General features: G+C 44.1%; 8 protein-coding genes. 4 read left to right on the forward strand and 4 right to left on the reverse strand.

Annotation, left to right across the window (positions count from 1 at the left end; all coding sequences use genetic code 11):
• The first annotated feature begins 6 nt into the window (after positions 1-6).
• Positions 7-1,530 (forward strand): glutamine-hydrolyzing GMP synthase, encoded by a 1,524-nt coding sequence (gene guaA / locus QK890_RS15625; protein ID WP_005775702.1) that lies wholly within the window; start codon positions 7-9, stop codon positions 1,528-1,530.
• A 223-nt stretch (positions 1,531-1,753) separates the two neighbouring features.
• Here guaA and QK890_RS15630 read toward each other — a convergent pair whose 3' ends face one another.
• Both QK890_RS15630 and QK890_RS15635 read right to left on the reverse strand, forming a co-directional pair.
• The gene (locus tag QK890_RS15630; protein ID WP_032531785.1) at positions 1,754-3,796 is read right to left on the reverse strand and encodes a RagB/SusD family nutrient uptake outer membrane protein; all 2,043 of its coding nucleotides are present in this window, start codon (positions 3,794-3,796) and stop codon (positions 1,754-1,756) included.
• A 13-nt stretch (positions 3,797-3,809) separates the two neighbouring features.
• On the reverse strand, positions 3,810-7,076 hold the full coding sequence (locus tag QK890_RS15635) for a TonB-dependent receptor (RefSeq protein ID WP_032531786.1): 3,267 nt from the start codon (positions 7,074-7,076) through the stop codon (positions 3,810-3,812).
• A gap of 935 nt (positions 7,077-8,011) precedes the next feature.
• Between QK890_RS15635 and QK890_RS15640 the strand changes: the two genes are divergently transcribed.
• The 3 genes from QK890_RS15640 to QK890_RS15650 are packed head-to-tail and all read left to right on the forward strand — an operon-like array spanning position 8,012 to position 10,619.
• Positions 8,012-8,869, forward strand: coding sequence for an enoyl-ACP reductase (locus QK890_RS15640; protein ID WP_005775707.1), 858 nt, complete (start codon positions 8,012-8,014; stop codon positions 8,867-8,869).
• A gap of 4 nt (positions 8,870-8,873) precedes the next feature.
• Positions 8,874-9,887, forward strand: coding sequence for a gliding motility lipoprotein GldB (gene gldB / locus QK890_RS15645; protein WP_005810107.1), 1,014 nt, complete (start codon positions 8,874-8,876; stop codon positions 9,885-9,887).
• A gap of 27 nt (positions 9,888-9,914) precedes the next feature.
• Positions 9,915-10,619 carry an SAM-dependent methyltransferase gene (locus tag QK890_RS15650; protein WP_005810106.1) on the forward strand — a complete coding sequence of 235 codons (705 nt, stop codon included), beginning with the start codon at positions 9,915-9,917 and terminating at the stop codon, positions 10,617-10,619.
• Here QK890_RS15650 and QK890_RS15655 read toward each other — a convergent pair.
• Both QK890_RS15655 and lipA read right to left on the reverse strand, forming a co-directional pair.
• Positions 10,585-11,703, reverse strand: a complete 1,119-nt coding sequence (locus tag QK890_RS15655; RefSeq protein ID WP_032531787.1) for a hypothetical protein — start codon at positions 11,701-11,703, stop codon at positions 10,585-10,587. The genes QK890_RS15650 and QK890_RS15655 overlap by 35 nt on opposite strands.
• A 65-nt stretch (positions 11,704-11,768) precedes the next feature.
• The gene (gene lipA / locus QK890_RS15660) at positions 11,769-12,635 is read right to left on the reverse strand and encodes a lipoyl synthase (RefSeq protein WP_032531788.1); all 867 of its coding nucleotides are present in this window, start codon (positions 12,633-12,635) and stop codon (positions 11,769-11,771) included.
• Positions 12,636-12,742 lie beyond the last annotated feature (107 nt).

Below are 12,742 nucleotides of genomic sequence, written 5' to 3' on the forward strand. Positions count from 1 at the left end.
CTATATATGCAAGAGAAAATTATAATACTTGATTTCGGTTCACAGACCACGCAGCTTATCGGTCGCCGGGTGCGCGAGTTGGATACGTATTGCGAGATTGTCCCCTATAACAAGTTCCCCAAAGACGACGAAACTGTCAAGGGAGTGATTCTGTCGGGAAGCCCCTTCTCCGTGTATGACGAGAGTGCGTTCAAGGTTGATTTGAGCGAAATCAGAGGTAAATACCCCATTCTGGGCATCTGCTATGGTGCACAGTTTATGGCGTATACCAATGGTGGCAAAGTAGAACCGGCAGGTACCCGTGAGTATGGACGTGCTCACCTGACTTCTTTCTGCAAGGACAATGTGTTGTTCAAAGGTGTGAGAGAGGGTACGCAGGTATGGATGAGCCACGGTGATACCATTACTGCTGTTCCTGAGAATTTTAAAACGATTGCGTCTACAGACAAAGTGGCTATTGCCGCTTATCAGGTGGAAGGTGAACAAGTGTGGGGCGTACAGTTCCATCCGGAAGTTTTCCACAGTGAGGACGGTACACAGATGCTTCGTAATTTCGTTGTCGATGTATGTGGATGCAAGCAGGACTGGAGCCCGGCATCGTTCATCGAAAGTACTGTTGCCGAATTGAAGGCTCAGTTGGGCAATGACAAAGTAGTATTAGGCTTAAGCGGAGGAGTTGATTCTTCAGTAGCCGCTGTGCTGCTCAACAAGGCCATCGGTAAGAATCTGACTTGTATTTTCGTTGACCACGGTATGCTCCGCAAAGACGAATTCAAGAATGTAATGCATGATTACGAATGCCTCGGACTGAATGTGATCGGTGTAGATGCCAGCCGTAAGTTCTTCTCAGAACTGGAAGGTGTAACCGAGCCCGAACGCAAACGTAAAATTATAGGTAAAGGCTTTATCGATGTATTCGATGAAGAGGCACATAAACTGAAAGATGTGAAATGGTTGGCTCAGGGTACCATCTATCCGGATTGTATCGAGTCTCTTTCCATCACCGGTACTGTTATCAAGAGTCACCACAATGTGGGGGGACTTCCTGAAAAGATGAACCTGAAACTTTGTGAACCGCTTCGTTTGCTGTTCAAGGATGAAGTTCGTCGTGTAGGCCGTGAGTTAGGTATGCCCGAGCACTTGATTACCCGTCATCCTTTCCCGGGGCCGGGACTTGCGGTTCGTATTTTAGGTGATATTACTCCCGAAAAGGTGCGTATCTTACAGGATGCTGACGATATTTTCATTCAAGGTTTACGCGACTGGGGATTATACGATCAGGTATGGCAGGCAGGTGTTATCTTGCTTCCGGTTCAGTCTGTAGGAGTAATGGGAGACGAACGTACATACGAGCGTGCAGTAGCTTTGCGTGCTGTGACTTCAACAGATGCCATGACAGCCGACTGGGCGCATTTGCCTTATGAATTCCTCGGTAAAGTGTCAAATGATATTATAAATAAGGTAAAAGGTGTAAACCGTGTAACCTACGATATCAGTTCAAAACCACCTGCAACGATTGAATGGGAATAAGCCGTTTGAAGATGGTATATATAAAAGACAGCCGTTCGGAGAAATTCGGGCGGCTTTCTTTTTTAAATGTATGTACAATGCGATTATGATTTAACAGAAAAGGGACATCCTCACGGACCTCCCTTCCCTTTTTCCTTTTTTAAACCTTATGTAGTTGCTATAAATCTCTTACCGCAACATCTTATTATTATACTAAAAATCAATACTTTTTTAATAGATATATCTACTCTACAGCTTGTGCATTTCTCTCTTCAGGCCAATATGGGTTCTGATAGATAACTGACGAAGATATATCACCTGACGGGGATAACAACTCTATTTGCCGGATAGGTACCGGGTAGAGATAATGTGCTTTAGCCCAACTATAGCCGTCATATATTTCGTTGTTCTTTTTTACAACCGAATATGGACGTAAATAATTGGATAACTTTCTGGACGAAACATTAGCCATTGCATTATCCGGACCTTCGATGTATTCAAATTTAGCATCTTCTCCTTCATAACGTTTGTAAGCGTCGCTTCCCCAGAAGTTGAATCCTTCGGGAATGAATCTTTCAACTAATAATCTGTCCAATGATCTCCAACGGATCAGGTCGTCCATACGCATACCTTCACCAATAAACTCACAACGGCGTTCGCGGCGGATATTGTAAAGTGTTGCATCGATCATTTCGTTTTCACCTTTATATTTAGCCAGGTCGTTTTCCTTGCTCAGATCTGTTGCAGCAATGGTTTTATTGAAATCCGGATCAACCCCTGCACGAATGCGTACGGCTCTCCAGTATTCGGCAGCTTTGCCTGCAATATTTCCATTATTTTTCAGACAATAGGCTTCCAAATAATTCAAGTATGCTTCAACTGCACGGAAGATAACGCAACCGGTTGTTGATTGTGCTTGTCCTGAAACGTATTGTTTCTGGTCGTAGGAGAGACATTTACGAATGCGGTATCCAGTCAAATCTCTAACTTCTGATTCTGCTATAATTATCCTGGGATAATCCGATTCTTGATATGTCTTCATTGCATTGGTTGTAGCATTCGATACAGCTGGTATCATATCTTCTTCGCCGAACAGGAAGAGCTGCAGGCGTTCGTCTCGGTTTGCTTTTTCGTCCATTACCCGTTGGTCACCTTTGAAGGGGCATGCGGCAGTAGCTGCATACCAAGGCATGCCGTCTTTCATTAAGAAAGACTGAACATAATTACGTAGCATTCCATTATTTCCTCCTGAAGCTATATAGGCTGTAGCACCGTGCGCAATGGTAAAATCGCCGGAGAAGTAGTCGCGCCAGAAGAGTACTTCTTCGAATCCGCTCATGTCTTCGGCGGAGAACATATCGAAATAATCATTCCAGCCGGAAATATCATTATCGTTTGCCGGATTGAATACACCGCTGTTAGCGGTCAGTTTGACGACATCAGCCACTTGTTCGGCAGCTGCCATGGCTTCATCCAGAAAGAAGTTTATTTCTGTGTTAGCATCATATTTATAGTCAGGATGAACCCGTTTGCCGGGCCAGTTAGCATCACCCGGTACACGTCCTGTCCCTTGATGATACTTCTCAAAAGTGGCTTCATAGAGAGCTACACGCGATTTGATTAACAATGCACACTGCTTATTCAGGCGGTTATTGCCTGCAAAGCCGTGGTCATGCATATATTCGGCGGCTTTGTCGAGATCTTCAAGAATAAAGCGTGCCACCTTATTACGTGGTTGGCGCACTCCTTTTTCTATCAGTATTTCTGCGTTGTCCGGCAATACTTCAGTGATAATGGGATAGTCTCCGTACAATCTTAGCTTCTGGAAATATTTCCATGCACGGATAAAATACATTTCACCGATGTAATGTTTCACGTCATCGGCGTTACCCGATATTTCGCCTGCTTCATATTTGGGAAGTACTTTCTCAAAGAAATAGTTGCAATAACGGAAGAAAGAGAAATCCCAGTTGCCATTGGCTGCTTCTGTTTTCCATACATCCTTGGTATAGTAGTTCTGGACTCCGCTTCCGCTACTTTCACCTGAAACCATGTTATCGGTAGCTCCGTCGTTATTCACGGTACCTGCATTGAACCCGCCATGTGTTGAGAACAAGCTTTGGTATTGTGAGATACTGTAGGCTGCCAGGTGGTCTGCATTCTGAAAATAAGATTCTGGCGTAACCTGATCCAGCGGTTCTCTGTCCAGAAAGTCATTACACGAAGGGAAAAGTAATACTCCCCCTGTCAGTACGCATAGTTGTATGATTCTGTTTTTTAGTTTCATAATGATTCGTTTTTTAGAAATTTACGGTTAAACCAATTGCAATCACTTTCTGTAACGGATATACTTTACCCGGGTCAGTCCATTGTGTTCCGAGATTTTCCGGATCGAATACTCCGGTGATATCAGATACAGTCAGTAAATTATCGCCTGATACATAGACGCGTACTGATTCCATTCCCGCTTTCTTTGTCCATACTTTGGGCAATGTATATCCGATCTGGATATTTTTCAGGCGCCAATACGAAGCATCCTGTAAGTAGCGTGTCTGACGTTGTTGGTTCTTTGATGTATTACGGATGACACGTGGAAAATAAGCGTTGGTGTTGGCTCCTAAAGGATCGCCTTCCGGACGCCAGAAGTCCCAGTGCTCTTTGAATCCGGCAGAAGCCCATTCGCCGCCTCCGGAGAATCCCCAGAAGTACGGGCCATTCAGCCAGTAGTCACGTTTACCGATACCTTGCACAAAAGCACGGAAATCCAAACCTTTCCAAGCGGCATCTATTGTGATACCGTAGTTGAAACGAGGTGTGTTATTACCGATTATCTGCCAGTCGCCCGAGTCTCCCACTTTGTAGTTGCCTTGGTCTACCGAACCGCTGTTGTCGAGGTCGGCATACATGATGTCACCTGCTGCCCATTTTTGGCCCATCGGTTGTTTAGCGTTGGCAAGGTGCTGGTTCATTTCTTCATCACTTTGTGCAATGCCGATCGTTTTATATCCCCAGATCTCTCCTAATTTTTGTCCTTCATAGTAGGGATTGCTGAGGCTTTTATCCGGATTATTATATTTCAGTATCTTCTGTTGTGCATCCGAGAGTACGAATTTTACTCCGTAAGAGAAGTTTTTGATTCTGTCTCTCCATCCTACTTCTAACTCAAAGCCGTACGATTTCATGTCGGCATTGTTGATTTTAGGAACACCTGTACCTAAAATTGATGGAAGTTCCGGAGCAGTCGCAATCATGTCGTAAGTATAACGTACGAAATAATCGAATGACCCTGTCAGGCGGTTATTGAGTAATCCCCAGTCTAAACCCACATCCCACGTCTCGATGGTTTCCCAAGTTTTTTCGCTGCTCACGATACCCGGATTGCTGGCATAGTTCTGGCGTGTGCCGTTCACTAACCAACCGTAATTCTGTCCCTGGGGTAAAGTCTGGTAGAAAGGATACCAGGCATCATTGGTATTGGTATTACCCAACTGTCCCCACGATGCTCTTAGTTTTAAGGTTCCGATATTCAACTTGTTGGCAGCCTCTTCGAAGAATGCTTCGCGGGCGATATTCCATCCACCGGAGAAAGAAGGGAAGAAGCCCCAGCGTTTGTCACCTATGAAGCGTGAAGAACCGTCATAACGTCCGTTAGCTTCCAGCATATAACGGTCTTTGTAGTTCCAGTTCAAGCGGGCGAAGAAGCCGGCTACTGAAGTGTGTCTGTATCCGCCTGCTACGCTGGGTTCACCTACTGCCGTGTTGATAGTCGGTACAGAAGGGGTAATCAAGGTCGATTTGTCTGCATTCACGCTACGGTCTTTGTACAATTCGGCGTTGAAACCTACCATTGCTTTGAAGTAGTGCCCATTATCCAATTGCTTGAAGTAATCCGAATAGATATTAGTAGAGTAATAATTTTCTTTATATGCGTATTCAGATACCTTTGAACCGCCGATCGGATAACTGCCCACACCTGCATCCCAAGTCATACCTACCGGTTCGCCATCTACATTGTGTTGATAGACGGGAAGTACTTCCCAATGTTGGTTATTGGCAGTCACACGCAAACTTCCTTCTACATAAATTTTCCAATTCTTGATTGGTTCGAAGGTCAGTTGCAATTGTTGGGTGAAAAGATCTTTTTGATTAATTTGCCTACCTCCGTCTTCCAGTTGAATCAATTCAGAAGGTCCGGTCAGGTACCCGTTGTCATCATATACGGGTACAGTTGGCCAGCGGCGTGCCACATTGTGGAAGAACAGTCCTGTCAGATAACTTGGACGTTCAAAATCTTCGCGTGTCCATTTGGTTGAATATCCCAATGTAAACCAGTCTGTGATGTTGCTTGTTATTCTACCATTCAGGGTATAGCGTTGGAAAGTATCTTTCCCATGGCGTATCAGGCCTTTTTGGTCGAGAAAACTTCCACTGACGATATATTGGGTTTTATCCGTACCACCACTGATGCTGATGTTATGATCCATGGAAGGAACCCAGTCTTCGTATACTTCCTTAAACCAGTCTGTATTGGCATTTGAACCTGTATAGTAGTTCCAGTTACGTGACTGTTCGTCAAAGGTCGCTGATGATTTAAGGGTACCATCCTGGTACGCCTTGATACGTTCCAGCTGCTCTTTACTGAAAACTGCTCCACCATTGTGATTTAATGCCGCACGGTTGAAATATTGTGCAAAAGTATAAGAGTCCAGCATTTCAGGCAGATTGGTTGCATCCGAGAAACGTACATTACCGGAATAGGTAACTCTTGCTTTTCCCGACTGTCCGCTTTTTGTTTTTACCAGTACCACGCCGAATGCCGCACGTGCACCATAGATAGAGGCTGATGCGGCATCTTTCAGCACTGATACAGATTCAATGTCATTGGGGTTTACCGTGTTCAGGCTACCTTCGATACCGTCGATTAATATTAATGGAGATGAACCGGAACCGTCACCGATAGTACCTGTACCACGAATATTAATGTTCATTTCACTATCCAGTGCACCCCCACCGTTGTTGACCGAGAGGTTCAAACCCGGTACCACACCTTGCAGGGCTTGTGATACATTTTGTACCGGACGTGCCTCAAGCACTTCGGAATTGACCATACCTACGGCACCTGTCACGTTGACTTTTTTCTGTGAGCCATAACCTACAACGACCACTTCATCCAGTTGTTGCGAGTCTTCTTTCATGGTAACGTTAATAGGAGCGCCGGTTACTTTTACTGTAACGGTTTTGTAGCCGATGAACGAGATTTCGATGTTGCTTCCTTTGGGGGCATCGATAGAGAATTGCCCTTGCAGGTTCGTAATCGTACCTGTGTTATTTGCCAGGACTTTAACGGATACACCGATCATCGGTTCTCCGGTTTCGTCCACTACTGTACCTTTCACTTTGGTGTTGGCCTGCTGTACAGTTTCAATTCCGTGTTCTTCGTAAGTATTGGCTGCTGCTTGCTGCGGTGTTGCGCACCATAGCATGATAGAAGCAGCGATTGCCATTTTCAGGCGATTTGTTTCTCGAAGCCGGATTAGGCTCGGAAACAGGTTAGTTTTTTCTGTCATACACTAAATTGTTCGGTTAAACATCATTTTGAATAGTTTGTTTCTTAAATTTTCCGGGGAATCGGTTCCTTCGGAATCTGTGCTAAAGTCTTTTCTCTGTTTTATTTCATAAGCTTCTTTATTAGGGTTGTTGTATTGATTGTGATTTATGACATATATTTACAATTGTTTCTAATTTCAAGTTTCTATTAAGTTCTGATGGTACTTAATTGATTATGACAAACAGAAATACTGTAAAAGGAGTGCGGATAAGTGTTGAACGCTAAAACTGCTATCTGTTGTATATTAGTTGATTATAGTGAATGTCGGTTGCCTGTAATAGTCCTTATAACTTTAATTTATTAAATTACCAAAGGTCTACCTGTTTTTTTTAATAAGTGAGTTATTATATCTTGGACGAAATGTTTTTTTATGATATATTTGAAAAAATAGAAGCGTTGTTTGTGATTTATTAAAATATATTATTATCTTTGTCCCGTTGGTAGCTATTTGTTACGAATAAAATGGGTTTATTAACTTAATATTAGAAAACCCATTGATGGCGAAAAGCAGTTATAGTAAAGTACCATCAGAACTTTGCTATTTTTTTATTTTTCTTGAATTACTTCTCTTTCTTTGTTTCCACGACCGATCTCTTTGATCTTCAATCCCGATAAACAATTGTGAATAATATATCTGCTCTTATGGACTACTGATATGGACAGGGCAGGAGACTCTGTAAATGCAACCGGCATTAACGACGAATGCTGCCGTCATTTAAGGCGACAGACGGTTGCTTTAATAATCCGGCCTTTGTAGTGACAGGAGTGGCTGTTATATGTAATAAATACCCTATTTTAGTGTATTTTTTGTGGTTTCGGTCTTTTCTTTGCACACTTTTCATGCTTTTATGCAGAAAATCTATATCTTTGCAACCTAATTTAACATTAAAAGGTATGAGTTACAATTTGTTGAAAGGAAAAAGAGGTATTATTTTCGGTGCATTAAACGAGCAGTCTATTGCCTGGAAAGTAGCCGAAAGAGCCGTTGAAGAAGGTGCTGTTATTACATTATCAAATACTCCTGTTGCTGTCCGCATGGGACAGGTTTCTGCTTTGTCTGAGAAGTTGAATTGCGAAGTGATTGCTGCAGATGCCACTAACGTAGAAGATTTGGAGAACGTATTTAAACGCTCGATGGAAGTTCTCGGTGGTCAGATTGATTTTGTATTGCACTCTATCGGTATGTCACCGAACGTTCGTAAGAAACGTACTTACGATGATCTCGACTATAATATGTTGAATACTACCCTGGATGTTTCAGCTGTTTCATTCCATAAAATGATCCAGGCTGCCAAGAAACAAAACGCAATTGCCGAATACGGTTCTATCGTGGCATTGAGTTATGTAGCTGCACAGCGTACTTTCTATGGATACAACGATATGGCTGACGCTAAGGCATTGCTTGAATCTATTGCCCGCAGCTTTGGTTACATTTATGGTCGTGAGCACAATGTACGTGTAAATACGATTTCTCAGTCGCCTACCTTTACCACAGCCGGTTCCGGTGTGAAGGGCATGGACAAACTGTATGATTTTGCCAACCGCATGTCTCCGTTGGGCAATGCTTCTGCCGACGAGTGTGCAGATTATTGCATCGTAATGTTCTCTGATCTTACCCGTAAGGTGACCATGCAGAACCTGTTCCACGATGGTGGTTTCTCGAGTGTTGGTATGAGTCTTCGGGCGATGGCTACTTACGAAAAGGGTCTGGACGAATATAAAGACGAAAACGGTAATATCATTTACGGTTAAGGCAATGAAAATACGGAAGAACTATATTCTCCTTGTTTTGCTAAGTCTGCTTTTCGCATCCTGCCGGGTGGGGAAGGCAGAGCCTGTCGCAGACCCAATGGAGGAAGAGGGGATTTCCGTAGTCAGATATGATAAGCTGTTGGACGAATACGTTCGTTTCAACAGCTTTTCTGCTTTACAAAAAATGAATCTGGAATATTCTCTGCCTACTAAACTGCTGATTGAAGATGTATTGGCCATCGGGCAGGTAAGTGACGATCATATATTCCAGCGACTGAAAACATTCTATTCGGACACCACTCTGATCCGTCTGATAGAGGATGTGGAAACCAGATATCCCGAATTGGGATCTGTCGAGAAAGAGTTGACCAAAGGCTTCGGGAAACTGCAAAAGGAAGTGCCGGATATTATGATCCCCATGATATACACACAAATTTCGGCATTCAATGAATCCATCGTTCTGTCCGATAGCGTACTGGGCATCAGCCTTGACAAGTATATGGGCGAAGATTATCCGCTTTACAAGCGTTTCTATTATGGTTATCAGCGACGCACCATGCGTCCCGACCGGATTGTACCCGATTGTCTGGTATACTATCTGATGAGCCAGTATCCTTTCCCGATGGATTACTCCCGTACACTGCTCGATGTGATGATGCACTTCGGTAAAATTAATTATGTGGTGCAGCACCTGTTGGATTATTCCTCTTCGGAAGAAGCATTGGGCTATTCGGATGTAGAGAGAGAATGGTGCAAAGAGAACCAGCAGCAGATGTGGAGATATATTCTTGAAAAAGATCATCTGCATGCAACAGATCCGATGGTGGTACGCCAATATACCCGTCCGGCTCCTTTCACTAATACTCTGGGCGAGAATGCGCCTTCGATGGTGGGTACCTGGATTGGTACAAAAATCATCACTTCGTATATGAAACATCATAAAAAAACAACCTTACGGCAATTGCTCGAAATGAACGATTACGAACGTATGTTCACCGAATCTCGTTTTAATCCGTAAAATTCTTATTATAAAAATCCCTTGTTCATGGATACCGCTCTCTATCTTTTGCCCGTTACATTGGGCGACACTCCCATCGAGTCTGTATTACCACCCTACAATAAAGAAATTATTCTGGGAATCAAGCATTTTATTGTCGAAGATGTCCGTTCGGCCCGCCGTTTCCTGAAAAAGGTGGATCGTGAGATTGACATCGATTCGCTCACCTTTTATCCCTTAAACAAGCACACTTCTCCTGAAGATATTTCCGGTTACCTGAAACCGTTGATCGGTGGATTGTCTATGGGAGTGATTTCGGAAGCCGGTTGTCCGGCCGTTGCCGATCCGGGAGCCGATGTCGTGGCTATTGCGCAACGTAAGAACCTGAAGGTAGTGCCGTTGGTGGGCCCTTCGTCTATCATTCTTTCTGTGATGGGATCGGGATTTAACGGACAAAGCTTTGCCTTTCACGGATATCTGCCTATAGAGCCGGCTGAGCGTGCCAAAAAGCTTAAAGCTCTTGAACAACGGGTATATGCCGAACATCAGACACAGCTGTTTATAGAAACGCCCTATCGGAATAATAAGATGGTGGAGGATATTTTGCATAACTGCCGTCCGCAAACACGTCTTTGCATTGCAGCGAATATCACCTGTGAGGGTGAGTACATCCGCACCAAGACCATCAAAGAGTGGCAGGGAAAAGTGCCCGACCTGACTAAGATACCTTGTATTTTTCTCTTATACCAATAACCTGTTTCAGGTGTTCATATTCCAACTCAAAGCATTCGCTGAAGAAGTGAGTGCCTAAGTTGTGTTCTATCTGTTGGAAAGTCCACAGTTTTCCTCCTTTGAACCGTGGATCGCAGAGGATAGAATCATCTTCCATTTCGACAATAAACAGATAAATCAGACGGTTGGTCTGTGCATTTTCGAAATGATAGGAGATGGTAAATGTAGGTTTCAGATCCGATGCTTTTGGGAAAGCATTACTCAATAAGCGGTTGGCACCTTCGGTCAACGTCTCTCCGTACCGGAGATAACATTCCATCGGTATATCCACTTTGAACTTGTCGAGAATACAGCTTTGCGGACGATTGCAAAGGAACAGCATGCCATGGGTAGAGACGGCAATGCGTATTACCGGGTTGATATAAGCATTCTTGTAGTTGATGGCTTCTACGGCCAGGCTTTTTCCAATGACGTCGCCACGGGTGTTGACGATGGGCACATATTCTGTATGGGCCATTACATGATTAAAATAACGGATGCCTATCTGGTTGAACAGAATGCTGAGGATAAATATGGCAGGCGGCAATATGTGGTAAAGCACCAGCGTGGAAGTCGGAGTGAGAGGGTGTGCTATCAGGATAGTCAGACTGATAACGGCAAAGTGCAGAATACCCAGAATCAAAACAACCCGTGCCGATACGACAGCCGATTCCGCTCCCTGGGCAAACAGTCGGCGGTTGCACTGGGCACTCTGGCGCAGGTAGTGGTTAATGAACCTTCTCCTGTGTAAGAAAAGAATAACCATTGGAATCAGTATACTGACTTCAAGTGTCAGGGGCAAAGCTCCTACCGGGACAAAATCTCCGGGAATGAGACTTGCCAGAGCCAATAGTGTCAAAATTCCCGTAGAGATATAAAGGATAAAATTGGGTATACGCGCCCCGTTACGGGACAGGGACCTGTATGAAAAGATAAGTCCGATACCTGTACCGATATAGATTGATATGTCCTGTGTTATAAATTCGCATAAAAGGATGGAAACAATAACAGGGATAAAGCCCAATGACATATTAAATGCGGAAGAAAGTACTCCTTTGTTACCCATATGTTTTTTATTGTATTATTTTGCCGTTTACTTGTAAAACAAACAAGGAGCCTGTTATGTTCTTACTACTTCTTATTAAATCGGATATGTTTTTCCGCATGATATGATGAACGTACTAATGGTGCGCTTTCTACTTGTTCGAATCCCTTTTTGAGCCCTGTTTCTTTATAGATGGCGAATTGTTCCGGGGTAATGTATGCCACAACCGGATAGTGTTTATGGGTCGGTTGCAGGTATTGTCCGATGGTAAGGATTTTGCAACCGACGGCAATCAAGTCGTCCATTAACTCCTCCACTTCGGCAGGAGTTTCGCCCAAACCGACCATAATACCCGATTTGGCTGTTGTACCACTCTCGGCTATCTGACGGATCACCTCCAGGCTGGTGTGATAATTGGCCGCACTACGCACTTGTGGGCTGATACGTTTTACGGTTTCCATATTGTGGGAAATGATTTCCGGACCGGCTTCTATCACTTGGGAAACCAGTTCCTTGCGCCCCTGGAAGTCGGGGATCAGTACTTCGGTGGTCGTTTCCGGATTCAGGCGTTTGATTTCACGAATTGTTTGCGACCAATGGGCGGCGCCCAGGTCGGGTAAATCATCGCGGTCCACCGATGTGATGACTGCATGTGAGAGCTTCATCAAGGCAACCGATTCCGCAACGTGCAACGGTTCGTCAGGGTCCAGAGGCAAAGGACGCCCGGTCCGGGTATTACAGAATTTGCAACTGCGGGTACAGATGTCACCGGCAATCATGAACGTGGCCGTACCTTTTCCCCAGCACTCGCCCATGTTGGGGCAGCGCCCGCTGCTGCAAATGGTGTGCAGGCAGTGCGATTCGACAATACGTTTGGTTTCCGTATAGCGTTCGTTGGCTCCGATACTGATCTTAAGCCATTCGGGTTTGCGTACCCGTTGATCGTTTCCCATATGATAGTACTGTTTTGTTTAATGATAGAGAGGCTGTCTCAAAAGTTATATTCACCACAGATTACACAGATTAACACAGTATTAGTTTTCAAATCGTTGATTATCAA

Source organism: Bacteroides sp. NGMCC 1.200775 (assembly GCF_040798045.1).
Taxonomy (GTDB): Bacteria; Bacteroidota; Bacteroidia; order Bacteroidales; family Bacteroidaceae; genus Bacteroides; species Bacteroides hominis.